Below are 23,916 nucleotides of genomic sequence, written 5' to 3'. Positions count from 1 at the left end.
GTTTCGACTTCCTGCAGGCTCGCGCACCGCCGTCGCGATGCATGCCTTCAGTACGCGCCGCCGACGCGGTGCGTCGCGACGTAATGATCGGGGCCGACCGCGACGAGCGGCGCGACGACCGGCTCGTCGCCGAGCGCGCGGATCGGGCTCGGAATCTCGTCCGCCGCAAGCTGGCGCGGCGCATGCCGGCGCGCGGGGTCGGCCACCGGCACCGCGCTCATCAGCTTCTTCGTATAGGGATGTTGCGGCGCCTCGAACACCGCGCGGCGCGGGCCGATCTCGACGATCTGGCCGAGATACATCACCGCGACGCGATGGCTGATGCGCTCGACCACGGCCATGTCGTGCGAGATGAACAGGTACGCGACGCCGAGCTCGCGCTGCAGGTCGAGCATCAGGTTGACGATCTGCGCCTGCACCGACACGTCGAGCGCCGACACCGATTCGTCGGCGATCACGACCTTCGGGTTCAGCGCGAGCGCACGCGCGATCGCGATCCGCTGGCGCTGGCCGCCCGAGAATTCGTGCGGATAGCGGCGCGCGGCCTCCGGCGGCAGGCCGACCTTGTCGAGCAGCCAGTCGACGCGCGCCTGCGCTTCGCGGCCGCTCGCGACGCCATGCACGAGCAACGGCTCCATGATCGAGAAGCCGACGGTCAGGCGCGGGTTCAGCGACGCGAACGGATCCTGGAAGATGAACTGGATGTTCCGGCGCAGCGCCTGCAGCTCCGGGCCCTTCAGCGCGCTGATGTCGCGGCCGTCGAACTCGATCGAGCCGCTCTGCGATTCGACGAGGCGCAGCAGCGAACGGCCGGTGGTCGACTTGCCGCAGCCCGATTCGCCGACCAGCGCGAGCGTCTCGCCCGCGTGCAGTTCGAAGCTCACGCGCTCGACCGCATGCACGTATTGCGCCACACGGCCGAACACGCCGCTCTTCACCGGGAAGCGCGTCACGAGATCGCGCACGCGCAGGATCGGCGCTGCAGCCTGATCAACAGGCGGCTGCGCGTCGTCGTTCGCCGCGGGCGCGGGCGACGCCGCCGGTGCTCCCGCGCACGCGCCCTCCACCTTCAGCAGCGGGAATTTTTCGGGCGCATCGGTGCCCTGCATCGAGCCGAGCTTCGGCACGGCCGCGAGCAGCGCGCGCGTGTAGCGATGCTCAGGCGCCGCGAAGATGCGCTCCGATTCGCCCTCCTCGACCTTCTCGCCGCGATACATCACGAGCACGCGGTCGGCCACTTCGGCCACCACGCCCATGTCGTGCGTGATGAAGATCACGCCCATGTTCATTTCGTCCTGCAGCCCGCGCACCAGTTGCAGGATCTGCGCCTGGATCGTCACGTCGAGCGCGGTCGTCGGCTCGTCGGCGATCAGCAGCGAGGGCCGGCACGACAACGCCATCGCGATCATCACGCGCTGCCGCATCCCGCCCGACAGCTGGTGCGGATAGCGCGCGAACACGCGGCGCGCCTCCGGGATGCGCACGAGTTCGAGCAGCCGCAGCGTCTCCGCGCGCGCTTCCGACATGTTTTTCGACTGATGCAGCGCGATCGCCTCGCTGATCTGGTCACCGACGGTAAACACCGGGTTCAGCGACGTCATCGGCTCCTGGAAGATCATCGCAATGTCCGCGCCGCGAATGCCGCGCATCGTCGCGCCGCTGGCCTGCGCAAGATCGACGAGCGCGCCGCCGCGCCGGCGGAACGCGATCCGGCCGTTCGTGATCGCGCCGCCGCCATGCTCGACGAGCCGCATCAGCGCGAGCGACGTGACCGACTTGCCCGAGCCCGATTCGCCGACGATCGCGAGCGTCTCGCCGCGATCGACGTGAAACGACACGTTGCGCACCGCGTCGAACGTCGCGCCTTCGCGGCGGAACGTGACCGACAGGTCGTCGACGGCCACCACACGCTGCTCGGGCAGCACCAGGCCGGACGGGTTACGGCTCGAAGTCATCGTGGGTTTCCTCCTCGTGCGGTCCGGGATCAGGCCGTGTCGTCGTCGCGATAGATGCCGACCACCGGCGCTTCACCGACGCGCGCGTAGCCGCGGTACATCCCTTCGGTGTTGAACGGCATCGCGACATTGCCCTGCGCGTCGACCGCGATGATCCCGCCGCGGCCCGCCAGGCGCGGCAGTTTGTTCATCACGACGTCGTGCGCGGCGTCGGCGAGCGATGCGCCGCGATACGCGATCTGCGCGGCCACGTCATGCGCGGTCGCGAGCCGGATGAACATCTCGCCGGTGCCCGTCGACGACACTGCGCACGTTGCGTCGTCCGCATAGCAGCCCGCGCCGATGATCGGCGAATCGCCGACACGCCCCGGCTGCTTGTTCGTGATGCCGCCCGTCGACGTCGCCGCCGCGATGTGACCATGCCGGTCGCACGCGACCGCGCCGACCGTGCCGTGCTTGCGGTCCGGATCGAGCGGTTCGGCCGGCTGCTGCCGCGATTTGCCGAACGCGAGACTCGCCGCGTCGTGGTCGAGCATGGTGCCCGCCGCTGCGCACGCCTTGACCCACTGCGCGTGACGCGCCTCGGTGTCGAAGTAGCCCGGTTCCGCGAGTTCGAGCCCCTGCGCGGCCGCGAACGCATCGGCGCCCTCACCCGCGAACAGCACGTGCTCGCTCGCCTCCATCACGCGCCGCGCGGCAAGCACGGGATTGCGCACGCGCGTCGCGCAGCAGATCGCGCCGGCGCCGAGCGTCGCGCCGTCCATGACCGCCGCGTCGAGTTCGTGCCTGCCTTCGGCCGTATAGACGGCGCCACGCCCGGCGTTGAACAGCGGACAGTCCTCGAGCATCCGCACCGCGACGGTGACGGCGTCGAGCGCGCTGCCGCCGTCGGCCAGCACCTGCTGCGCGGCCCGCAGGATCGCGGTCAGTTCGGCACGGTATTGACGTTCGGTGTCGGAATCCATCGCCTCGCGCAGGATCGTGCCTGCGCCGCCGTGAATCGCAACGATCGCGGATGAAGTCATGTTTTTTTCGGACGGTGAGAAGGAGGGTTGGCGGCCGGCAGCGTCGCTTGCGGCTGGACGAGCCACGGCAGCAGGAATTCGGTCATCTCGGCCGCGGATTTCGCGGACCGGTGCGTGCGCAGCGCGACCGCGTCGATCAGGGCCTCGATCATCGCGAGCACGGCCGCTTCCGAGGTGGCCGCGAAGCGCCGTTCGGCCTTGACGTACAGGTTCAGCGACGCGATCGGCGCAAGCGGCGATTGCGGGCCGTCGGAAATACCCAGTACGCGTGCACCGCGTGCGGCCGCGCGACGGGCGAGTTCGATCGTGTCCTTCACGTAGCGCGGAAACGCCAGCGCGATCACGAGATCGCGCGAGTCGGCCGTATACAACCGCCGCGCCGCGTGCGACGGGCCGCCGAGCAGCGCGAGCGACTGTACGTTGTCATGGCAGACGGACAGTCCGTGCTCCATCAGCCCGGTGAGAAACGCGCTCGACCCCGCGCCGAGGATCAGCACGCGACGCGCGCCGACGATCGCCTCGACCGCGGCCTCGACATCGGCGGCGTCCAGTTGCGCGCGCGTGTTCTCGATGTTCGCGACGGCCTGGTCGAATACCGCATCGATCCACGCAGCGCCGCGTACGCCGGGCTCCTGCTCCTGCGCGGAACGCAGCCGCTCGACCGGCCCGAGCGTCGCCTCGAAGCCACGCACCAGCGCCGCGCGCATCGCCGGATAGCCGTCGAAACCGAGTGCCTTCGCGAAGCGGTTCGCGGTCGCGATCGACGCGTTCACGGCCTGCGCGAGTTCGTCGATGCGCATCGTCGCCGCGCGGAACGGATTCGCGAGCACGAACTCCCCCATGCGCCGGTGGATCGGCGTCATCAACGGCATCGCCGACGCGATCCGCTCGGCAATCGCGGGTTCGTCTTGACTGGCGTCGTGCGGAACGAGAGGCGTCATGCGAAGGGTGGTTGCAAGGATGATGAAAATGAATTTACACAACTACAATCCTGAAAAGAAATAAATTTTCATTCCGGTTGTCACGCCCCATCCCGCGCCTTTCAAACGCCCGACGCCCGCACAGCCCCGCCGCACGGGCCGTTGGCGCGTGATCGCCGAGCGGCGCCGCGCCTGCTGCCCGCCCTCGTGAGTCGGGGAAAACCCCGACCAAGTTCGTTCGAATGCAATTTCACGTTGACCGGATTCGAATTCGAACATAGGATGTTCGAAAATGATCAGTCGTCAGATAACATCAACCTTCGACGACGTCGAAATGTTCACTTGAACGACGCTATCCCGGCTCAAACCGGGAAAATTGGCGCCCACCAAGATCGGACATCGTACAAATAAAGCGAAACAGGCCACCCGAACGGATGGTCGTCATGGATCGGGCCGGCGCCACGCGCCGGCCCTGCCCGACAGGAGACAGCAGTGAAGACAGTCAAGGCGTTGCGCTGGTGGATCATCGTGCTCGTGTGTCTCGGCACGATCCTCAATTACCTCGCACGGAATTCCCTCGCGGTCCTCGCCCCCGAGCTGAAGCAGGTGTTCGCGATCTCGACGCAGCAGTACTCGTACATCGTCGGCGCGTTCCAGATCGGTTACACGATCATGCAGCCCGTGTGCGGCTTCGTCGTCGACCTGATCGGGCTGAGGCTCGGGTTCGCGCTGTTCGCGATGCTGTGGTCGGTGGTCGGCGTTGCGCACGGTTTCGCGTCGGGCTGGCTGTCGCTCGGCATCCTGCGCGGCTTCCTCGGCCTGTTCGAAGCCGCCGCGATTCCGTCGGGGATGAAGGCGGTTGCCGAATGGTTTCCCGATCGCGAGAAATCGGTCGCGGTCGGCTACTTCAACGCGGGCACGTCGCTCGGCGCCGCGATCGCGCCGCCGCTCGTCGTGTTCATCTCGATGCGGTTCGGCTGGCAGGCGGCATTCATGGTCACCGGCGCGCTCGGCTTCGCGTGGGCCGCGCTCTGGTACACGCAGTACCGGTCGCCGGCCGATCATCCGCGCATCACGCCGCAGGAGCGCGCGCTGATCCGCGACGGCCAGGCGACGATGCCGCCCGTGTCGAAGCGCCGCATCCGCGACGTGGTCACCGCGCGGCGCTTCTGGGCCATCGCGCTGCCGCGCTTCTTCGCCGAGCCCGCTTGGCAGACCTTCAGCTTCTGGATTCCGCTGTACCTCGCGACCGAGCGCCACATGCCGCTCACGCAGATCGCGATCTTCGCGTGGATGCCGTTTCTCGCGGCCGACGCCGGCGGCATCGCGGGCGGCTACCTGTCGCCGTTTCTCGCCAACCGCTTCAAACTGCCGCTCGTGTGGTCGCGCGTCGCCGGCGTCGCGCTCGGCGCGGTGCTGATGCTCGGGCCCGCGATGATCGGTCTCGTGGCGTCGCCGTACACGGCCATCGCATTGTTCTGCGTCGGCGGCTTCGCGCACCAGATGATCTCCGCGCTCGTCAACACGCTGTCGGCCGACGTGTTCGATTCCGAGGAAGTCGGCACCGCGAGCGGCTTCGCCGGGATGGCCGCGTGGATCGGCGGGCTCGGTTTCTCGCTGCTGGTCGGCGCGCTCGCGGACAAGATCGGCTACGCGCCGCTGTTCGCATGCCTCGGCCTGTTCGACATCATCGGCGTCACGCTGCTCGCGGTGCTGATCCGCGGACAGTCGAAGCAGGAACGCCTGCTCGCACGGCACGCCTGACCTTCGCTTTCATAGGAAATCGCATTCATGACTTCGCTTCTTCATCCGCCCGTGTTCCGCGTCGCCGATCAGCACGCGAACCGTGTGCTGCTCGCGTCCGAGGCGGGCGCAACCGTCGAGATCTTCGTGCTCGAGGACGACATCGTGCGGGTGCGCGTGCTGCCCGACGCGACGGCGCGCAACCCGCGCACCTGGTCGATCGCACCGGGCCTCGACGACGTGCCGCTCGACGGGCGCGACCGCCTCGACCTCGACGGCTTCGCCCTGCCCGCCTATACGCTCGTCGAAGACGACGACGGCGTGCGTATCGAGACCGCGCAGATTCGCGTCGTGGTGCGCCGGCAAGGCGGCCATTGCACGTGGTCGATGCGCGGCGCGGACGGCACGTGGCGCGTTGTGCTCGCCGATCGCGCGACGCAGGCGTACAACTTCGGCTGGTGGGACAACCGCGCGTATCACTACGTCGCCCGCGAGCGGGGCGACAAGGTGTTCGGCCTCGGCGAACGCGCGGGCGACCTCGACCGCACCGGCGCGCGCTTCGAGATGCGCAACATCGACGCGATGGGCTACAGCGCGAAGCACACCGACCCGCTGTACAAGCACATTCCGTTTTACATCACGTGGTCGCCCGATGCATGCCAGGGGTTCGGGCTGTTCTACGACACGCTGTCGGACTGCTCGTTCGACATGGGCCGCGAGCTCGACAACTATCACGGCCCGTACCGCTATTTCGTCGCCGAGCACGGCGATCTCGACTACTACTTCATCGCATCGCCCGATACGCCGCTCGCGGCCGCCCGGCGCTTCACGTGGCTCACCGGGCGCCCCGCGCGCACGCCGAAATGGGGGCTCGGCTATTCGGGCTCGACGATGAGCTACACCGATGCGCCGGACGCGCAGCAGCAAATGAACCAGTTCGTCGACCAGTGCGACACGCACGACATCCTGTGCGATTCGTTCCACCTGTCGTCGGGCTATACGTCGATCGGCGCGAAGCGCTACGTGTTCAACTGGAACCGCGACAAGTTTCCCGACGCGAAGGGCTTCGTGAAGCATTACCGCGACCACGGCATTCGCCTGTGCGCGAACATCAAGCCGTGCCTGCTGCGCGACCATCCCGCATTCGACGACGCCGCAAAGCGCGGGCTGCTGATCCGCTCGGCGTCCGGCGAGCCTGCGTGGGTGCAGTTCTGGGACGAAGTCGGCGCATATCTCGACTTTACGCAGCCCGACGCATACCGCTGGTGGCGCGAGCAGGTCACGTCGGCGTTGCTCGAATACGGGATCGAGTCGACCTGGAACGACAACAACGAATACGAGATCTGGTCGCCCGACGCGATCGCACACGGCTTCGGCCAGCCGTTCCCCGCGCGCGAGGCGAAGGTGCTGCAGACGATGCTGATGATGCGCGCGTCGCGCGACGCGCAGCGCGCGCATGCGCCGGCGCAGCGGCCGTTCCTGGTGTCGCGCTCCGGCGGCGCCGGCATGCAGCGCTATGTGCAGACCTGGTCCGGCGACAACTACACGTCGTGGGAAACCTTGCGCTACAACCTGAAGATGGGCCTGGGGCTCGCGCTGTCGGGCGTGTCGAACATCGGTCACGACATCGGCGGCTTCTCCGGGCCCGCGCCGTCGCCGGAACTGCTGCTGCGCTGGGTGCAGTTCGGCATATTCATGCCGCGCTTCAGCATCCATTCGTGGAACGACGACGGCACCGTCAACGAGCCGTGGATGTACCCGGAGATCACCGAGCAGATTGCGTCGCTGATCAAGCAGCGCTACCGGCTGCTGCCCTACCTCTATCACCTGCTGTGGCTGTCGACGACGCGCTACGAACCCGTGCTGCGGCCGACCTTCGCCGATTTCCCCGGCGATGCGCGCTGCTACGACGAATGTGACGAGATGATGCTCGGCGACGGGCTGCTCGTCGCGCCGGTCGTCGATCCCGGCCTGACGGCGCGCACCGTCTACCTGCCGTCGGGCGCGCGCTGGATGTGCTGCGCAAGCGCGCTGTCGTTCGACGGCGGCACGAGCGTGACGCTGCCCGCGCCGTTCGACACGCCGGTGATGTTGCTGCGCGAGGGCCGCGTGCTGCCGCTGAACGTCGCGGAACAGCATTTCGGCGCGCGGGCCGACACGCGCGGCTTCCTCGTCGCGCCGCGCATCGAGGACGGCGTCGCACAGGGCGAATGCGTCGAGGACGACGGCGAGACGGAAGCATGGCGCGACGGCGAATACGGGCTGTGGCGCATCGAGACCGGCCGCGAGGCGTCGGGCACGCTCGGCGTAGCGGTGCGCTGGGACGGCCGCCCGGCGCGCCCGGCCGATCGCGTCGAGATCCTGCTGCCCGCGTCGCTGCAAGGCCCGGTCGCCGTGCGCGGCGCGCGCGTCGAGCAGGATGCGCAGGATGGCGCATGGCGCCGCCTCGTCGTCGTATTCGACAACCGAACCGCATGACCCAGGCAACGCGGGCCGTTCAAGCGGCCCGCCGCCCGTCACAGAGGAGGCGACCAAGCCTCCCGCCCACCTTGAAAAGATGAAGAGATCTGGAGATTCGACGATGAAAGCACCCGTCAACCGCTATGCAATCCTGATTTTATCGGCCGCATCGCTCGGCACGACCGCCGCCCACGCGCAGAGCAGCGTGACGCTGTACGGCGTTGTCGACGACTCGCTCGCGTACGTGAACAACCAGCAGGGCCACTCGAACATCTACATGCGCGACGGCAACCTGTATGCGTCGAAGTTCGGGCTGCGCGGCGACGAGGATCTCGGCGGCGGCACGCATGCGATCTTCGATCTGCAGTCCGGCTTCAACCTGAACACCGGCGCGCAATCCGCCGCCGGCACGATCTTCAACCGCCAGGCATTCGTCGGCCTGCGCAACGATCATTACGGCACGATGACGGCCGGCCGCCAGTACACGCCCTACTTCCTGTTCGTCGGCCCGTACGCGTCGAGCAGCTGGCTGACCGGCGCAACGGGCGCGCATCCGGGCGACATCGACGGCCTCGACACGACGATCCGCGTGAACAATTCGGTTACCTATACGTCGCCGACCTTCGCGGGGCTGACCGCAAGCGCGATGTACGCATTCGGCGGCATTGCGGGCGCGACCGGCAAGGGCAACACGTTCAGCGCCGCGCTGCGTTATGCGAACGGGCCGATCGGCGTCGCGGCCGGCTACCTGCGCATCAACAGCTCGGGCTCGTCGGCCGGCTTCCTGAATCCGGCGACCGCCGCCTCGGGCAGCTTCGCGGTGTCCGTACTGAACCAGGGCTACCTGACCGCGAAGGCCGTGGAGCAGGTCGCGGCGGCCGGCAACTATACGCTCGGCGACCTGACGATGGGCGTCAACTATTCGAACGTGAAGTACCTGCCCGGCAACGGCTCCGCGTTCACGGACACGGCCGTGTTCAACACCTACGGCGCGCTCGCCGCGTACCGCTTCACACCGGTGTTCTCGGTGGCAGGCGCGTTCGCATACACGCTCGCGTCGAAGGCGAACGGCATCAACAGTGCGGCCCGCTACCAGCAGTATTCGCTGAAGGAGTCGTACAGCCTGTCGAAGCGCACGACACTCTATGCACTGCAGGCATACACGCATTCGAGCGGACAGACGCTCGGTGCGCAAGGCGCCGGCCACGTCATCGACGCGGCACCGATCGTCGGCGATTCGCAGCAGCTCACGCCGTCGACGACGCGCGGCCAGTTCGTCGGCATGGCCGGCATCGCCGTCACCTTCTGAACCTCCACGGCAGCGCCATCGGCGCGCTGCCGCTGCCCCGGGCGACACGCTTTTCTCGCATTCCACGCGTGCCGTCCGGGCGCCCGACCCACGTCCGCCACGGCGTTTTCGGCGCCCGGTTCGCCCGCCGGGCGAACCCCGCGGGTTTTCTCGATCCCCTCAATACCTTACAATTCGTCAGGCTTATCTCTTCTGCATACCCCTTCTTGCAGTCCTGACACCGCGGTACACTCGACGCACGCCGTATCAGGGTCCGACGCGCAACCCGCGCGCCGGGCGGCGTTGCGCCTTGTTGCGCCCACAACTGGATGCCCGCCATGCCAGATTCCCGTCCCTCGCCCCGCACGACATTCAAGCCGCAGGTCGTCCTGCCCGCGCTCGCGGTCATCGGCGCGCTGCTCGTCGTGTGCGCGTTGCGCCCGAGCGAAGCCGGCGCGCTGTTCTCCGCCGGCCAGCAATGGGTCATCGCGCGCTTCGACTGGTTCTACGTACTCGCCGTCACCGGCTTCCTCGTGTTTCTCGTGCTGATCGCCGCGAGCGACTTCGGCAACATCCGGCTCGGCCCCGATGATGCCGAGCCCGAATTCAGCTTCGTATCGTGGACAGCCATGCTGTTCGCAGCCGGCATGGGCATCGGCCTCATGTATTTCGGCGTCGGCGAGCCGATGCAGCACTTCCTGAAGCCGCCGACCGTCGACCCCGGCACGCCCGCCGCCGCGCGCGAAGCGATGCTGATGACCTTCTTCCACTGGGGCTTCCACGCGTGGGCGATCTACGGGCTGATGGGGCTCGTGCTCGCGTACTTCGGCTTCCGCTACAACCTGCCGCTGACGCTGCGCTCCGGGCTGTATCCGGTGCTGCGCGAGCGCATCAACGGGTGGATCGGCCACACGGTCGACGCGTTCGCGCTGGTCGGCACGGTCGCCGGTATCGCGACGACGCTCGGCTACGGCGTGATGCAGCTGAGCGCGGGCCTGCATACCGTCGCCGGCTGGGACACCGGCAGCAACCTGTTTCGCATCGGGCTCGTCGCGGTCGTCGTGATCCTCGCGGGCGTATCGGCCGCAACCGGCCTCGACAAGGGCGTGCGGCGACTGTCCGAGCTGAACCTGCTGCTGGCGTTCCTGCTGCTCGCGTTCGTGGTCGTCGCAGGCCCGACGGCGTTCCTGCTGCGTGCGCTTGGCGACAACATCGGCCAGTATCTGTCGAGCCTCGTCGACCTGTCCTTCAGGACGTACGCGTACGCACCGCCGCGCGAGGAAGGCTGGTTCGGCGGCTGGACGATCCTCTACTGGGCATGGTGGGTGTCGTGGTCGCCGTTCGTCGGCATGTTCATCGCGCGCATCTCGCGCGGCCGCACGATCCGCCAGTTCGTGATCGGCGTGCTGCTCGTGCCGACCGCGTTCAACCTCGTGTGGATGACCGTGTTCGGCAACAGCGCGATCTGGCTCGATACGCACGGCGCGGCCGGCGCGCTCGCGCAAACGGCCACCAATGTCGACGCACTGCTGTTCCGCTTCTTCGACTTCCTGCCGATGCCGCAACTGCTGTCGATCGTCGCGATCGTGCTGATCGCGGTGTTCTTCGTGACGTCCGCCGATTCGGGCGCGTTCGTGATCGACCAGATCGCGACGCGCGGCAACGCGCACTCGCCCGTCTGGCAACGGCTGTTCTGGGCCGCACTGCTGGGCGTGACGGCCGCGGTGCTGCTGGTCGCGGGCGGGCTCGGCGCATTGCAGGCAATGACGCTGATCGCCGCGCTGCCGGTCGCGATCATCATGATCGCGCTCTGCTACGGGCTGTGGCGCGGGCTCGCCGCCGACCGCGTGCACTATTCGCAGGACGTCGCCCCCGCGACGAGCTTCTGGACCGGCCAGCACTGGCGCCACCGCCTGACCCACATCCTGCGGCAGACGACCGAAGCCGAGGCACGCCAGTTCGTTGCCGAGACGGTCGAGCCCGCGTTGCGCAAAGTCGCCGACGAGCTGCGCGCGAGCGGCGTCGATGCGAACGTGCAACGCGACAGCGACGATGCCGTGCGCCTCACCGTGCCGACCGCCGACCACCGCGATTTCGTGTATGGCGTGCGCGTGACGGTGAAATCCGCGGCGGCGTTCCTCGTGCGCGAGGCGGCGGAGCCGGAAACGGAGCGGGCACACGTCTACGGGATCGTCACGTTCTTCGAGGACGGGCGGCTCGGCTACGACGTCGAATACCTGCGCAGCGACGAAGTGATTGCCGACGTGTTGCGCCAGTACGAACGCTACGTGTCGCTCGCGGCCGACAAACGCACGCATCTGCTGAGCCGCGCGCCGGGGCACGCGACGGAGGCTGAATGAACACGTCCGCCGGAGCCTTGACCGCGCGGCCCCCCTGCGGCGCGATCGACGGAGCCACGCGATGAGCGGGTTTCTGCAAAGCCGCTCCACCGACCTCGTCGCGCTCGGCACGCTCGCCGTGCTTTATCTCGGCGGGGCCGGCATCGCGCTGTGGCGGATCCGGGCCGCGGCGCCGCGCGGCAAGGTCTACTGGATCGTCTGCATGGCGCTGCTGGCCGGCGGGGCCGTCGCGATGGGCGGCAATCTGTCGCCCGCGCCGAACAGCGGGGAAATGCCGCCCGGTTTCGCGCTCGGCGTCGAGTCCGTCCTGCTGGGCCTCGTGCTGGTCGCCGGCGGTTGCGCGTGGCTGATGCTGCGCGCGCGCAAACGCTGACTCCCGCATGGCGCGCGGCGAAGTTTCGCTGCGCGGTTTCGTCGTGCGCGAGCGGCAATGTACAGGGGCGGCAGACGCCCCTTTCTCGATCCGCCTCGATTGCCACGCATTACGCGGAAGGCGCGCGTGCCGTCACGAGCCAGCACGCCGCGTCGAAGCGCACCTGCGCGCCGTGCACGTAGCGTTCGAACGCGGCACGCACCGTGCCGATCACGCGCCGCCGCGTCGCGTCGTCCGTCTCCAGCAGCGCGAGCCCGACCGGGCCCAGCCGGGCGATGTAGTCGTCCAGTGCGGGTTCGGGCAGCGCGCACGCCATATCGACCGGCTCGATCGCAACGTCGGCCCAGCCGCTGTCCGACAGCGCCGCAGCAATTCGCTGCCGGTCGCCGAACGCGAACTGCCCCGGCGCGCCGGGCCGCCGCGCGGGCAGGTTCGGCAGCAACGGCGCGGCGGCCCGCTCGGCCGTCGTCATGAACGGGTTGTCGGCCGCGCTGCGCCATGCGACGAACCGCATCTGCGCATCCGGCCGCGCCGCGTGCCGCAGATTCGCGAAGGCCCGGACCGGATCGTCGAAGAACATCACGCCCATGCGCGACACGATCAGGTCGAAACTTCCGGGCGTGAACCCATGGGTCTGCGCATCCGCACGGACGAAGTGCGCCGGTACGGCGTCGCGCGCGGCGCGCGCCCGCGCGGCGTCGAGCATCGTTGCCGATACATCGATGCCGGTACAGGTTCCGCCCGCCCCGATGCGGCGCGCAATGTCGACCGTCACCGCGCCCGTGCCGCAGCCGACATCGAGCACGTGTCGCGCGGATAGCGCGACGGCCTCGTCAGCCAGCCACGCCCCGAAGGGCGCGAACATGCCGTCGAGCATCGGTTGCACGTCGACCCATGCACGGCCCGACGGCCCGTTCCACAGCATGGCCTGATCTCGATTTGCGTCGTGCGCTTCACTCATTTCGAAAGCCCTCCCGTTCCGTGAGCCCGTGTCGGGCGAGACCCCCACTGTGCTACTTCAAGCCGGCTTGAGGTCAAGCGGTTTCCGACCGGCGAAGCGGCATGCCGACGCGTCCCGACAATTGCGTTTCAAACCAAACGAATTCCTCGAAGATTGCAGCCATTGCAGAGTCATTAAATCCGCTCAATGATTTTTCACACGCGTCACTGCCAATACGACAACCATCATTCTTCAAATCACCGGCAACTTATTTAAACAATGCAAGATCCGCGAAGCCCCCAAGACAAAACCCTTTTTACCATGTGACAATTTTTTCGCCGGATCAGGCAATTTCCAAATCGAACATAAACCCATCATATTCAAGCCAATCGCCATCAATAATAAACATAAGCCATCCTAAAAAAATAAAGTAGGCCGGGTCGAAATATTCGTAAATAAACCGATTCAAACGAGGACTGATTACTCATGAAACGACGCGACTTACTGAAAGCTTCCGCCGTTGCGGCGGGAGCTGCCACCGTTCCTTTCGCCGCCAAAGCCGGCCTGACCGGGCTCGGCAACTGGATCAACTCCGTGGTCGGTACAGTCACGGCCCCGGTCGCCGCGGTGGCCGCGACGGTGGCCCCTTCGACCTCGCCGGTACTGCCCCAGCACGATACCTATGCCGGCCAGTTGGCCCGCGCTGGGTACACGCAGGCCCAGAAACTGAACTACGTCTGGACCGGCAATTTCCTGAATGCCCCAGGCATTCCGATGGCCGCGACGGTGACGGCCGACGACCTGCCGACCGTCGAATGGCTACTGCTGGCGGCGAGCACGCTCGTCAAGATCCTCACCAACTTCATCGCCGCGCTGCCGGGCACCGCCGCGTCCCTCTGGCAGAACCAGCTGAACGCGATCGCCGCCAGCGTCGCGGCCGCGCAATCGAGCTACGACGCGTTGACGGCGAACCCGAACCTCGGTTCGGCCGCTGTGACGATCCCGTCGCTCCAGACGACGCTGCTCGGCGTGCTGCAAACGATCAACGCGCTGATCCAGTCGATCATTCCGCAGCTGAACACGGTATTCGCCGCGCAGGACGCCACGCGCAACGAGTCGAACTACAAGGCGCTGTTCGCGACCATTCCGCTGCCCGACATCGCCAACACGTTTCATCGCGACGACGTGTTCGCGCGCCTGCGGGTCGCGGGCCAGAACCCCGTGCTGATCCGGGGCGTCGCGAGCCTGCCGACGAAGTTCCCGCTGACGGACACGCAGTACCGGCAGGTGATGGGCGCGGCCGACGACCTCGCAACCGCCGGCATCGAAAACCGCCTGTTCCTCCTCGACTATGTGGATCTCGGCACGATCGCGACCGCCGGCCCGGTATCGAAGCTGCTGACGGGCACCGGCTATTCGTACGCGCCGATCGCGCTGTTCGCGATCCCGAAGGGCGGCACGTCGCTGGTTCCGGTCGCGATCCAGTGCGGCCAGGATCCGGCGACGAACCCGATCTTCCTGCCTGCCGCCCCGTCCGATACCTCGGCCTACTGGGCGTGGCAGCAGGCGAAGACGGTCGTGCAGTGTGCGGAAGAGAACTATCACGAGATGTTCGTCCACCTGTCGCGCACGCACTTCGTGAGCGAGGTGTTCGCGATGGCGACCTGGCGCAACCTGGCGCAGACGCACCCGCTGTATCTGCTGCTCGCCCCGCACTTCGAAGGCACGCTCTTCATCAACGAAGGCGCCGCGCTGATCCTGATGCCGAACGTGCCGCTCGGCTTCATCAACACATTGTTCGCGGCGCCGATGCCGACCATTGCGCAGGACATCGCGAGCGACCGGCTGGCATTCGATTTCTACGCGCACATGCTGCCGACCGATCTCGCGAACCGGAAGGTCGACAACCCGGTCACGCTGCCCGACTATCCGTATCGCGACGACGGCCTGCTGATCTGGAACGCGATCCACGCGTGGACGACCGATTACGTGAACGTCTACTACGCGTCGGACAGCGACGTGACGAACGACTACGAACTGACTGCCTGGGTCGACGACGTCGCCGGCAACGGGCATGTGAAGGGCTTCGTGCCGATCACGTCGAGGGCGCAGCTCGCGAACGTGCTGACGCTCGTGATCTTCAACGCCAGCGCGCAGCACGCGGCCGTCAACTTCTCGCAGCCGGACCTCTGCACCTACGCGCCGGCACTGTCGGCGCTGCTGTCGGCCCCCGCGCCGACCAGCGCCGGCGGCCAGTCGCAGAACAACTGGAACCGGATGCTGCCGCCGATGGTCTCGGCCGTCGAGCGGGTGGCCATCTACGAACTGCTGGGCGGCGTGTATTACCGGCAGCTCGGCCAGTACAAGAGCAATGCGTTCCCGTACGCACCGCTGCTCACCGATCCGCGCATCGCGCAAAGCGGCGGCCCGCTGTCGCGCTTCCAGCAGGCGCTGCAGCAGGCGGAAGCCACCATCAACACGCGTAACCAGACGCGGCCGACGCCGTATCCGTACCTGTTGCCGAGCCGGATTCCGGCCAGCACCAACATCTGATGCGGCGGCGCCGGACGCCCGATGCAGGCGTCCGGCGCCGATGATTTGCCTTCATATTCATTACATCTTCATTGCGTAGGGTGTCGGTTTTTCCACGGTGGCTCCCCATGCAACGACTCCTTTCCCTCGCGCGGTTCGCCTGCATCGCGTCGCTCGCGCTCGTCGCGGCGCTGTCCGCGTGCTCGAACCACATCGATTCGCCGGCCGATCCGGCGAGTGCGTCGGTCAACGTCCAGGCCGCATGGGTCGAGATCGGCGACGCGAACCAGGCGATCGCGCGCGTCATCACGAACTACACGCCCCCTTCGGCCAGCGATCCGCTTTGCCCGCAACTGACCGTCGACGGCAAACTGTCGCGCATGACGCTGCGCGCAGGCGCCGCGACCCTCGCGCAGCGGCCGACCGCCAGCGATCCGTCCGATTCGAAGCCGTCGAGCTTCCCGGTGTCCGTCTGCGAGATGACGCTGCCGGCCGGCGCGCAGGCGGCGAGCGTCGCGGGCCGCACGCTGCCGCTGCCGAAGGCGCAGCCGCAACGCATCGCGATCATCGCCGACACCGGCTGCCGCATGAAGAAGGCCGACAACGCCTGGCAGGCGTGCAACGACGCGACTGTCTGGCCGCTCGACACGATCGCGGCCAGCGTCGCGAAACTGTCGCCCGACCTCGTGATGCACATCGGCGACTACCACTATCGCGAGAACGCATGCCCGCCGGACATCGCCGGCTGCAAGGACAGCCCGTGGGGTTATGGCTGGGATACGTGGCAGGCCGACCTGTTCCGTCCGGCCGCCCCGCTGCTCGCGAAGGCGCCGTGGGTCGTCGTGCGTGGCAACCACGAGGAATGCGCGCGGGCGGGCCAGGGCTGGTTCCGCTTCCTCGATCCGCGCCCGTATTCGGCCGCGCGCTCGTGCGACGATCCGGCCAACGACAACAACGCGAACTATTCGGAACCCTATGCGGTATCGCTCGGCGGCGGCTCGCAGGTGATCGTGTTCGACACCGCGAAGGTCGGCCGCACGCCGCTCAAGACGACCGACGCGCAATTCGGCATCTACCAGAAGCAGTTCCAGACGGTCGCCGCGCTCGCGTCGAAGGCCGGCATGACGACGACGATCTTCACGAACCACCATCCGATCCTCGCGTTCGCGCCGATCGCCGGCAGCACCCCCGCGCCGGGCAATCTCGCGCTGCAGTCGGTGATGTCGAGCCTCAACGCGCAGGCGTACTACCCGCCCGGCGTGCACGTCGCGCTGCACGGCCACGTGCACGATTTCCAGGCGATCAACTTCTCGTCCGGGCATCCGGCGACGATCGTGTCAGGCAACGGCGGCGACAATCTCGACGTCGCGCTGCCCGACCCGTTCCCGGCCGGACTGACGCCCGCACCGGGCGCCGTGATCGAGCGGCTGTCGCACAACAACAGCTTCGGGTTCCTGATCATGGAACGCCGCGCCGCCCCGGCGACCGGCTGGGTGTTCCACGCATATTCGGCGGCCGGCAAGCTGCTCGCGTCGTGCAACCAGTCGGGCACGACGCTCGCGTGCGACAAGACGGGGTTCATTGCGCCGTGAGTGAAGGAGCTCGATGTGACGGCCGCCGTGCACGCGGCCGGCAGACGCTGCGCACCCTCGCCGCTGCCGTGCTCGCCGGCGTGGCGCTCGCGTCTCACGCCGCGCCGGCCGAAACGGTCCTGCTTCCCGGTGCTCCGCCTTCGCGAGTCGTCGGCACGATCGGCAACGGCACGCCGCAGGTAACGGGCAAGATCGATGCAGCCACCGCGCGCTTCGCGCCCGACCCGACGCTCGTCGCGCTCGGCCGCCGGATCTTCTTCGATCCGAGATTGTCCGAGCCACGCGGCATGTCGTGCGCGGGCTGCCACGACCCCGGCCGCGCATTCGCGCCAACGCTGTCGGCCGCCTCGCTCGCGGGGCCAGGCGTGCCGGAAGGCAGCCGGCCCGGGCGTTTCAGCCAGCGCAACGCACCGTCGCTGCTCTATGTGCGCTACGTCCCACGCCGCCACTTCTACCAGGACGACGACGCACCCGCGCCGTCGCCGTTCGGCGGCCTGTTCAGCGACGGCCGCGCGGATACGCTCGCCGAGCAGATTCGCGGGCCGCTGTTCGACCCGAACGAGATGAACAACCGGTCGCCGGCCGCGCTGCTGCACAAGGTCGACGCGACCGAACTCGCGCCCGATCTCGCCGCACGCTTCGGCGCGACGGTGCGGCGCGATCCCGAGCAACTGGTGCGTGCGCTGGGCCTGGCTGTCGAGGCCTATCTGCAGAGCGACGAGATGGCGCCGTTCACGTCGCGCTTCGACACGTTCCTGCGCACGCGCACACCGCTCGCACCGGCCGAGACGCGCGGGCTCGCGCTGTTCCGGAATCCGGACAAGGGCAACTGCATGAGCTGCCATACGCTGTCGGAGACGTCGAGCCGCCCCGAGCGTTCGCTCTTCACCGATTTCGGCTACGACGCAATCGCGGTGCCGCGCAACCGCGCGCTGCCGGCGAACCGCGATCCGCGCCATTTCGACAACGGCTTGTGCGACACCGCACGGCGGCTGCGCTGGCCCGAGCCGACACAATGGTGCGGCTACCTGCGCACGCCCGGGCTGCGCAACGTCGCGGTCAAGCAGACGTTCATGCACAACGGCGTGTTCACGACGCTGCGCGACGCGGTCGCGTTCTACAACACGCGCTCGACCGACCCGGGCTTCTGGTATCACGGGGCCAGAACGTTCGACGACGTGCCGGCTGCCTATCGCGGCAACATCAACGTCAACTCGACGCCGATGAACCGCCGGCCCGGCACGCCGCCCGCGCTGACCGATGCGGAAATCGACGACATCGTCGCGTTCCTCGGCACGCTGACGGACGCGCGCTATACGAAGATCGCTCCCCCCGTGGCGCCCGCTGCCGCTGCTGGCCGGATCGCGCGAACCGCCGTGCCGGCTCGCTGACCCTGGCCGAACGGCCAGCCGCACGCGCACCCGCTTGCGGTCGCCGCAAACACTGGTTATATTTACAGTACTGTATTTATGAACAGTGAGGTGCGCGATGGAACATCTGGTTCGTATCGTCAACGAAGCCGATCGCCAAGTGCTGGCGTGGCTCCGTGCCCAGGTCGGTGATGCCCGCGTCGAGCGCGCGGCTCGCCAGCTCGGGCATACGCGCAAGCCCTTCCCGTCCGCCGTATGCCGCTACCTGGGCATGAGCGCACCGGCCACGCTGCGTCAGGCCGAACGGCCCCGCGCCGCGCGTGATTTCTCGGTCGGCGATCGTTACCTGTCGCTGATCCGCCAGCACCTCGCCATGCATTCGGCCAGCCGATGAAATGGCGGCGGCTGGCGGCGTCGGTCGCGCGAAAAGCCGCGGGGCTTGCCTATTCGCAAGCCCGGCCGGCCGACACCGCGCTTACATGGCTGCCGTGGCTTCCCGTACGAGGCGGCCGAGCGTTTCGAATGCCGCTTCGTGCGCCGCATCGAACACGCGCGTGCAAGCGAGCCGGATATAACCGTCGAAGCGGTCGGAATTCGAGAAGATCGAACCGGGCGCGATTCTGACCCCGTGCGCCAGCGCGGCGTCGAACAGCGCTTCGGAGCGCACGCCGTCCGGCAGTGCGATCCACAGCAGCATCCCGCCCGGCGGCTGGTTCATCCGGGTTCCAGCCGGGAAATGCCGCGCGATCGCATCGATCGTCACGTCGCGCTGCACGCGCAACTGTTCGCGGAACCGGCGCAGATGGCGATCGAACGCGCCCGAGCCGACGAATTCGGCCGCAACGGCCTGCAGCAACGCGGCGTTGTGCCGGCTGTGCGCGAACTTCAGCATCTTCACGCGCGCGTGCCAGCGCCCCGCGCTTATCCAGCCAAGCCGCATTCCGGGGGCCAGCACCTTGTTAAACGACGGGCAGTAGATCACCGTGCCGTCGCGGTCCCATGCCTTCACCGGCTTGACCGGCTGCGGCGCCTCGACGAGCTCGCGATAAGGCTCGTCCTCGATCACGGCCACGCCATGGCGCGAACACAGCGAGACCAGCGCGGCCTTGCGCTCGTCGGGCATCACGCAGCCGAGCGGGTTCTGCAGGTTCGGCACGACCACCACGGCCCGAATGTCCGGATACGCGGTCAGCGCCACTTCGAGCGCCTCGATCGACAGGCCGGTCGTCGGGCTGGCCGGGATTTCGAGCGCGCGCAAGCCGAGACTTTCGAGCAACTGGATCAAGCCGAAAAAGGCCGGCGATTCGATCGCGATCGTGTCGCCGGGGCGCGCCACCGCGCGCAATGCGAGATTCACGGCATCGACGCCGCCGCTCGTCGACATCACGTCGTCCGGCGTCACCGTCACGCCGTACGACAGCGCGCGCTTGGCCATCGCCTGCCGGAATTCAGGCGAACCGCCAACGGGCCCCGCGTCGGTCAGCAAGGTGGGCTTGCGCCGCAACAGCCGGATCGCGAGCGCCTGCAGGCGCTCGGCCGGATACAGCGTGGCCAGCGCGGACGCGCCGCCGAGATTCAGCGCATCGGGCGCCGCGTTCGCGCGATCGATCACACGCGATACGCGTTCGTGCAGGCCCGCGAACGGCGGCTCGACGCTCAGCGGTGGCCCCTCGCTTTCCGGCAGCGTTTCGAGCGCGACCGCCGCGCGGCGCCGCACGAAGTAGCCGGAGCGCGGCTTCGCCTCGCACCAGCCGGTATCCTCGAGCCGCCGGAACGCCTGGATCGCGGTCGACAGGCTCACGCCGTGCTGTGCCATGACCGCGCGCACCGACGGCATCCGGTCGCCGGGCGACAGCGTGCCGGCCGCGATGATGCGGCGGTAATGCTCGGCGAGCCGTTCGTAAAGCGGTTCGCCGTCCATTGGCAAGGGCGGGCGGGATGAATCGGTGAAAGGCGTCATGCAGGCGATCGTGCCCGCGCGGCCGATCGCACGCCAGATACAGATTCCGGGGAAACCCACCGATACAGCGTCGCGAAATCGTCGTCTGCACCGCAACAGATTCCCGGCCCCTGAATCTGTCACGCCGGTGGCCGTTTCCCTAACCTGATCGCACGCTGTCGCCTCGCCGTCGCGAGGCCGCGCAACCGGGAAAGGGAATCGCCATGCAAACGCATCACATCCGGCTCGACGCCGGGCAAAGCCACTTTGCGTGGTTCGACAAGGGCAGCCAGGTGATCGCGCTGGACGGCGCGCTTGCGGTCACGCTGCGTCACGGCAGGCTCGACTGGCTGCCCGACGAGCCACAGCACATTCGCCGCCTGCTCGACGAGGGCGAATGCCTGACGCTCGAGACGGCCGGCCACGTGGCGCTGTCGGCCGACGGCACGGGAGCGGTCAGCGCGACGGTCGTGGAGCCGGCACGCCCGAGACGCTTGATCGTTGCATGGCGCGCGATCCTGCGCCGGCTGTCCGGACGGATACGCGGCGGCCATCATGTGCGCGAGCATTCCTGAAATGGCGGCTTGCCGCGTCACCCAGGGGCGTCTGGCTGGCACCGCATCCTCCGGCGGAGATCCGGAGCGATCCGGTTCCACCGCACTCATGCGGATCGACCAACCTTGACCGTCCAACCGCCGCAGCCTGTTCGGCACGCGGCGGTCACGTCACCGCACGCTCCTGCGCCGCTCGACCCACTCGAATCCCCCCATCCCCGCCAGCATCGCGACGACGAACACGATCCCCTTCGCCGACCCGAAGCCGATCGACACGATTGCGGGCCCGGGGCAGAACCCGGCGATCCCCCAGCCGATGCCGAACACGGCACTTCCGGCAACCAGGCGCACGGTGATCGCCCGCACGGCCGGCAACTGCATCGGCAAGCCGAGCCACGACCGCGCCCGGCGCTTCGCCCATGCGAACGCGAACACGGCCACGCCCGTCGCGCCGGCCATCACGAACGCAAGCGACGGATCCCAGCGGCCCGCCAGGTCGAGAAAACCGAGCACTTTCTGCGGATTGGCCATGCCCGACACGATGAGGCCGACGCCGAACAGCAGCCCCGCCAGAAACGCGAATCCTGCCTGCATGTCAGCCTCCCGGCACGTGCCGTCGCACGAATACGGTCACGAAGCCGGCGGCCATGAAGACCGCCGTCGCGACCATCGAACGGAGCGCACCGCGTGACATCCCGCACACGCCGTGGCCGCTCGTGCAACCGCCCGCATACCGCGTGCCGACTCCGACCAGCAGGCCGGCTGCCGCCAATTCGACCCAGCCTGCATCGACCTGCGGCGTCGGATGGTGCCCGACGACGCGCATCACGAGCGGTGCGGCGATCAGCCCGACGACGAACGCGGCGCGCCAGTCGCGCTCGCCCGCGCGTGCCGTGAACAGACCGCCGACGATGCCGCTGATGCCGGCAATCCGGCCGTTGAACGCGACGAGCCACGCGGCCGCGAGCCCGATCAGCACGCCGCCGGCCAGCGACAGCCACGGCGTGAAATGAAGGGCATCAATCTGCATCGCGCCGCCCCTTCGCGGCGGGGCCGCAGAACTGTTCGTACAGCACGGCCATCACCGCAATCGCGGCCGGGCTGTCGAGCGAATAGTGGACGTTCTTGCCCTCGCGGCGAGTGCGAACCAGCGCGTTATCCCGCAACACGCCGAGTTGCTGCGACAGCGTCGGCTGGCGGATATCCAGCGCTGTCTCGAGATCGCTCACGCAGCGCTCGCCTTGGGACAGTTCGCAGAGCAGCAGAAGCCGGTCGGGATTCGACAGCACCTTGAGCAGCGCGCAGGCCGATTCGGCGGCCGCGCGCATCAGGTCGGGTTCCGGCAACCCGGTGGAAAGATCGTCCTTCATCGATGGAGGGAGACAATTAAAGAATCAATATTATATATATTAATATATTGTTACGCCCCACCGCTTGCCACCAGGCGGTCTTGTACCCTCCTCCGCTCAGGCCTGCTCGCCCGCAATCGCTTTCGCGGCAGGGATGCGCGCCGCATCGGCACGGACCACGCCGAGCGCCAGCACCGCCATCCCCGCGATCACGCACGGCGCCGCGACAACGGCAAACGCGGTCGGCAACGGCACGCCCATCGCCAGCATCGCGCCGCCCGCCATCGATCCGACCACCGAGCCGCCACGGCCGATCCCGTTCGCCCAGCTCACGCCGGTGGTGCGGCACTCGGTCGGATAGAACGCGGCCGACAGCGCGTTCGCGCCAACCTGTGAACCCGACACGCAGAAACCGGCTGCAAACACGGCGAGCGCGGCGCCCCACGGCGATGCGGCCAACACGCCGATCGCGGCAACGAACACGCCGGCCGCTGCATAGCTGCAGGCCAGTACGCGATGCGGGTCGAAACGGTCCATCAACCCGCCGAGGACGATCGCGCCGAACGTGCCGCCGACCTGAAACATCGCGGTCACGCGCGCGGCCGTCTGCAGCGTCGCGCCGGTCGTGCGCAGCAGCGTCGGCAGCCAGCTCGACAGCAGGTAGATGACGAGCAGGCTCATGAAGAACGCGAGCCACAGCAGCAGCGTGCCGCGCAGCAGGTCGGCGCTGAACAGGCGGCCAAGCGGCGATCCGGCCGGCTTGCCGGCTGGCGCGATGAACGACGCGCTCGGAAGATGCGGATCAGGCGCGATACGACCGAGCATCGCCGCGATCCGCTCGCGAGCCGCGCCGGTGTTGACGAGATAGCGCACCGATTCCGGCAACCGCCACGCGAGCACCGGCAGCAAAAGCAGCGGCGCGGCGCCGCCGACGACGAGCACCGAGCGCCAGCCGCAATACTCGATCAGCGACGCCGCCGCGAGCCCGCCGAGCGCGGAGCCGATCGTAAAGCCGCAGAACATCGTCGTCACCAGCAGCGAACGGCGCCGCGCCGGGCAGTATTCGGACGTCAGCGTGATCGCATTGGGCATCGCGCCGCCGAGCCCGAGCCCGGTCACGAAGCGCCACGCGATCAGCTCGGTCAGGCCGCCGGCGCTCGCCGACGCGGCGCTCGCGATGCCGAAGCACGCCACGCAGGCGAGCAGCAGGCGCTTGCGGCCGAACCGGTCGCCGAACGGCCCGAACACGAGCGCACCGGCCATCAGCCCGGCAAGCCCCGCACCGAACACAGGGGCGAGCTGCGCGGGCGACAGGCCCCATTCCGCGCGGATGACGGGGGCAATGAAACCGATCGATGCGGTATCGAACCCGTCGATCGCGACGATCAGAAAGCACAGGACGACGATCGCGGCCTGAAACGGCGCAACGCGATGCCGGTCGATCCATTCGCTGACGTCGATGGACAGCGTATCGGCCATGATGGGGTCTCCTCCAGGAAGGCGGTCGCGCGTCATG

20 protein-coding genes are annotated in these 23,916 nt (G+C 68.0%); 10 read left to right on the top strand and 10 right to left on the bottom strand.

Going from position 1 to position 23,916, the window contains the following annotated elements; all coding sequences use genetic code 11:
* Nucleotides 1–47: 47 nt before the first annotated feature.
* The 4 genes from HWX39_RS11930 to HWX39_RS11915 are packed head-to-tail and all read right to left on the bottom strand — an operon-like array spanning nucleotide 48 to nucleotide 4,179.
* Entirely contained in the window at nucleotides 48–1,955 is a 1,908-nt protein-coding gene (locus tag HWX39_RS11930; RefSeq protein WP_175968279.1) for a dipeptide ABC transporter ATP-binding protein, read from the bottom strand.
* 29 nt (nucleotides 1,956–1,984) lie between these two features.
* Complete coding sequence (locus tag HWX39_RS11925; protein ID WP_175968278.1) at nucleotides 1,985–2,980, bottom strand: isoaspartyl peptidase/L-asparaginase; 996 nt, start codon at nucleotides 2,978–2,980, stop codon at nucleotides 1,985–1,987.
* Nucleotides 2,977–3,921, bottom strand: a complete 945-nt coding sequence (locus tag HWX39_RS11920; RefSeq protein WP_175968277.1) for a MurR/RpiR family transcriptional regulator — start codon at nucleotides 3,919–3,921, stop codon at nucleotides 2,977–2,979. Before HWX39_RS11920 ends, HWX39_RS11925 begins: the two co-directional genes overlap by 4 nt.
* 42 nt (nucleotides 3,922–3,963) lie before the next feature.
* Entirely contained in the window at nucleotides 3,964–4,179 is a 216-nt protein-coding gene (locus HWX39_RS11915; protein ID WP_175968276.1) for a hypothetical protein, read from the bottom strand.
* A gap of 213 nt (nucleotides 4,180–4,392) precedes the next feature.
* Here HWX39_RS11915 and HWX39_RS11910 point away from each other — a divergent pair, with 213 nt between their 5' ends.
* From HWX39_RS11910 to HWX39_RS11890, 5 genes are all read left to right on the top strand, one after another.
* Entirely contained in the window at nucleotides 4,393–5,664 is a 1,272-nt protein-coding gene (locus tag HWX39_RS11910) for an MFS transporter (protein WP_175968275.1), read from the top strand.
* A gap of 27 nt (nucleotides 5,665–5,691) precedes the next feature.
* Nucleotides 5,692–8,121, top strand: a complete 2,430-nt coding sequence (locus HWX39_RS11905) for a glycoside hydrolase family 31 protein (protein ID WP_175968274.1) — start codon at nucleotides 5,692–5,694, stop codon at nucleotides 8,119–8,121.
* A 103-nt stretch (nucleotides 8,122–8,224) separates the two neighbouring features.
* Nucleotides 8,225–9,412: a porin gene (locus HWX39_RS11900; RefSeq protein ID WP_175968273.1), complete on the top strand. Its 1,188-nt coding sequence runs from the start codon at nucleotides 8,225–8,227 to the stop codon at nucleotides 9,410–9,412.
* A 317-nt stretch (nucleotides 9,413–9,729) separates the two neighbouring features.
* Complete coding sequence (locus tag HWX39_RS11895) at nucleotides 9,730–11,751, top strand: BCCT family transporter (RefSeq protein ID WP_175968272.1); 2,022 nt, start codon at nucleotides 9,730–9,732, stop codon at nucleotides 11,749–11,751.
* Nucleotides 11,752–11,812: 61 nt separating this feature from the next.
* Nucleotides 11,813–12,124, top strand: a complete 312-nt coding sequence (locus HWX39_RS11890; protein ID WP_175968271.1) for a hypothetical protein — start codon at nucleotides 11,813–11,815, stop codon at nucleotides 12,122–12,124.
* 109 nt (nucleotides 12,125–12,233) lie between these two features.
* Here HWX39_RS11890 and HWX39_RS11885 read toward each other — a convergent pair whose 3' ends face one another.
* The gene (locus HWX39_RS11885; RefSeq protein WP_175968270.1) at nucleotides 12,234–13,085 is read right to left on the bottom strand and encodes a class I SAM-dependent methyltransferase; all 852 of its coding nucleotides are present in this window, start codon (nucleotides 13,083–13,085) and stop codon (nucleotides 12,234–12,236) included.
* A gap of 465 nt (nucleotides 13,086–13,550) precedes the next feature.
* Here HWX39_RS11885 and HWX39_RS11880 point away from each other — a divergent pair, with 465 nt between their 5' ends.
* The 4 genes from HWX39_RS11880 to HWX39_RS11865 all read left to right on the top strand — a co-directional run bounded on the left by HWX39_RS11880 (nucleotide 13,551) and on the right by HWX39_RS11865 (nucleotide 18,952).
* Nucleotides 13,551–15,617 carry a lipoxygenase family protein gene (locus HWX39_RS11880; RefSeq protein WP_175968269.1) on the top strand — a complete coding sequence of 689 codons (2,067 nt, stop codon included), beginning with the start codon at nucleotides 13,551–13,553 and terminating at the stop codon, nucleotides 15,615–15,617.
* 107 nt (nucleotides 15,618–15,724) lie between these two features.
* On the top strand, nucleotides 15,725–17,188 hold the full coding sequence (locus tag HWX39_RS11875) for a metallophosphoesterase (RefSeq protein ID WP_175968268.1): 1,464 nt from the start codon (nucleotides 15,725–15,727) through the stop codon (nucleotides 17,186–17,188).
* A gap of 47 nt (nucleotides 17,189–17,235) precedes the next feature.
* Nucleotides 17,236–18,579 carry a cytochrome c peroxidase gene (locus HWX39_RS11870; RefSeq protein WP_244134983.1) on the top strand — a complete coding sequence of 448 codons (1,344 nt, stop codon included), beginning with the start codon at nucleotides 17,236–17,238 and terminating at the stop codon, nucleotides 18,577–18,579.
* A gap of 97 nt (nucleotides 18,580–18,676) precedes the next feature.
* Entirely contained in the window at nucleotides 18,677–18,952 is a 276-nt protein-coding gene (locus HWX39_RS11865; RefSeq protein ID WP_175968266.1) for a hypothetical protein, read from the top strand.
* A gap of 81 nt (nucleotides 18,953–19,033) precedes the next feature.
* On the opposite strand, the gene HWX39_RS11860 is transcribed toward HWX39_RS11865, so the two are convergent.
* The gene (locus HWX39_RS11860; protein ID WP_175968265.1) at nucleotides 19,034–20,518 is read right to left on the bottom strand and encodes a PLP-dependent aminotransferase family protein; all 1,485 of its coding nucleotides are present in this window, start codon (nucleotides 20,516–20,518) and stop codon (nucleotides 19,034–19,036) included.
* 203 nt (nucleotides 20,519–20,721) lie between these two features.
* On the opposite strand from HWX39_RS11860, the gene HWX39_RS11855 reads away from it, so the two are divergent.
* Nucleotides 20,722–21,072, top strand: coding sequence for a hypothetical protein (locus tag HWX39_RS11855; RefSeq protein ID WP_175968264.1), 351 nt, complete (start codon nucleotides 20,722–20,724; stop codon nucleotides 21,070–21,072).
* A 150-nt stretch (nucleotides 21,073–21,222) separates the two neighbouring features.
* Here HWX39_RS11855 and HWX39_RS11850 read toward each other — a convergent pair whose 3' ends face one another.
* The 4 genes from HWX39_RS11850 to HWX39_RS11835 all read right to left on the bottom strand — a co-directional run bounded on the left by HWX39_RS11850 (nucleotide 21,223) and on the right by HWX39_RS11835 (nucleotide 23,879).
* On the bottom strand, nucleotides 21,223–21,645 hold the full coding sequence (locus tag HWX39_RS11850; protein WP_175968263.1) for a DUF6691 family protein: 423 nt from the start codon (nucleotides 21,643–21,645) through the stop codon (nucleotides 21,223–21,225).
* A gap of 1 nt (nucleotide 21,646) precedes the next feature.
* Nucleotides 21,647–22,081 carry a YeeE/YedE family protein gene (locus HWX39_RS11845; RefSeq protein ID WP_175968262.1) on the bottom strand — a complete coding sequence of 145 codons (435 nt, stop codon included), beginning with the start codon at nucleotides 22,079–22,081 and terminating at the stop codon, nucleotides 21,647–21,649.
* On the bottom strand, nucleotides 22,071–22,421 hold the full coding sequence (locus HWX39_RS11840; RefSeq protein WP_175968261.1) for a metalloregulator ArsR/SmtB family transcription factor: 351 nt from the start codon (nucleotides 22,419–22,421) through the stop codon (nucleotides 22,071–22,073). The genes HWX39_RS11845 and HWX39_RS11840 overlap by 11 nt, the downstream gene beginning before the upstream one ends.
* Nucleotides 22,422–22,517: 96 nt before the next feature.
* Nucleotides 22,518–23,879 carry an aromatic acid/H+ symport family MFS transporter gene (locus tag HWX39_RS11835; RefSeq protein WP_175968260.1) on the bottom strand — a complete coding sequence of 454 codons (1,362 nt, stop codon included), beginning with the start codon at nucleotides 23,877–23,879 and terminating at the stop codon, nucleotides 22,518–22,520.
* Nucleotides 23,880–23,916 lie beyond the last annotated feature (37 nt).

Origin of the sequence: Burkholderia sp. BCC0322 (assembly GCF_902833045.1) — a bacterium.
Taxonomy (GTDB): Bacteria; Pseudomonadota; Gammaproteobacteria; order Burkholderiales; family Burkholderiaceae; genus Burkholderia.
The sequence above is the reverse complement of the archived record's forward strand: the minus strand, read 5'-3'. Positions and strand labels throughout refer to the sequence as shown.

Excerpts from the sequence above, each read along its gene's own strand:
- HWX39_RS11890 (WP_175968271.1), top strand. The coding sequence starts at position 11,813 with ATGAGCGGGTTTCTGCAAAGCCGCTCCACCGACCTCGTCGCGCTCGGC.
- HWX39_RS11895 (WP_175968272.1), top strand. The coding sequence starts at position 9,730 with ATGCCAGATTCCCGTCCCTCGCCCCGCACGACATTCAAGCCGCAGGTC.
- HWX39_RS11845 (WP_175968262.1), bottom strand. The coding sequence starts at position 22,081 with ATGCAGATTGATGCCCTTCATTTCACGCCGTGGCTGTCGCTGGCCGGC.
- HWX39_RS11875 (WP_175968268.1), top strand. The coding sequence starts at position 15,725 with ATGCAACGACTCCTTTCCCTCGCGCGGTTCGCCTGCATCGCGTCGCTC.
- HWX39_RS11930 (WP_175968279.1), bottom strand. The coding sequence starts at position 1,955 with ATGACTTCGAGCCGTAACCCGTCCGGCCTGGTGCTGCCCGAGCAGCGT.
- HWX39_RS11885 (WP_175968270.1), bottom strand. The coding sequence starts at position 13,085 with ATGAGTGAAGCGCACGACGCAAATCGAGATCAGGCCATGCTGTGGAAC.
- HWX39_RS11860 (WP_175968265.1), bottom strand. The coding sequence starts at position 20,518 with ATGACGCCTTTCACCGATTCATCCCGCCCGCCCTTGCCAATGGACGGC.
- HWX39_RS11905 (WP_175968274.1), top strand. The coding sequence starts at position 5,692 with ATGACTTCGCTTCTTCATCCGCCCGTGTTCCGCGTCGCCGATCAGCAC.
- HWX39_RS11920 (WP_175968277.1), bottom strand. The coding sequence starts at position 3,921 with ATGACGCCTCTCGTTCCGCACGACGCCAGTCAAGACGAACCCGCGATT.
- HWX39_RS11855 (WP_175968264.1), top strand. The coding sequence starts at position 20,722 with ATGCAAACGCATCACATCCGGCTCGACGCCGGGCAAAGCCACTTTGCG.
- HWX39_RS11865 (WP_175968266.1), top strand. The coding sequence starts at position 18,677 with ATGGAACATCTGGTTCGTATCGTCAACGAAGCCGATCGCCAAGTGCTG.
- HWX39_RS11850 (WP_175968263.1), bottom strand. The coding sequence starts at position 21,645 with ATGCAGGCAGGATTCGCGTTTCTGGCGGGGCTGCTGTTCGGCGTCGGC.
- HWX39_RS11840 (WP_175968261.1), bottom strand. The coding sequence starts at position 22,421 with ATGAAGGACGATCTTTCCACCGGGTTGCCGGAACCCGACCTGATGCGC.
- HWX39_RS11880 (WP_175968269.1), top strand. The coding sequence starts at position 13,551 with ATGAAACGACGCGACTTACTGAAAGCTTCCGCCGTTGCGGCGGGAGCT.
- HWX39_RS11925 (WP_175968278.1), bottom strand. The coding sequence starts at position 2,980 with ATGACTTCATCCGCGATCGTTGCGATTCACGGCGGCGCAGGCACGATC.
- HWX39_RS11900 (WP_175968273.1), top strand. The coding sequence starts at position 8,225 with ATGAAAGCACCCGTCAACCGCTATGCAATCCTGATTTTATCGGCCGCA.
- HWX39_RS11915 (WP_175968276.1), bottom strand. The coding sequence starts at position 4,179 with ATGTTCGAATTCGAATCCGGTCAACGTGAAATTGCATTCGAACGAACT.
- HWX39_RS11835 (WP_175968260.1), bottom strand. The coding sequence starts at position 23,879 with ATGGCCGATACGCTGTCCATCGACGTCAGCGAATGGATCGACCGGCAT.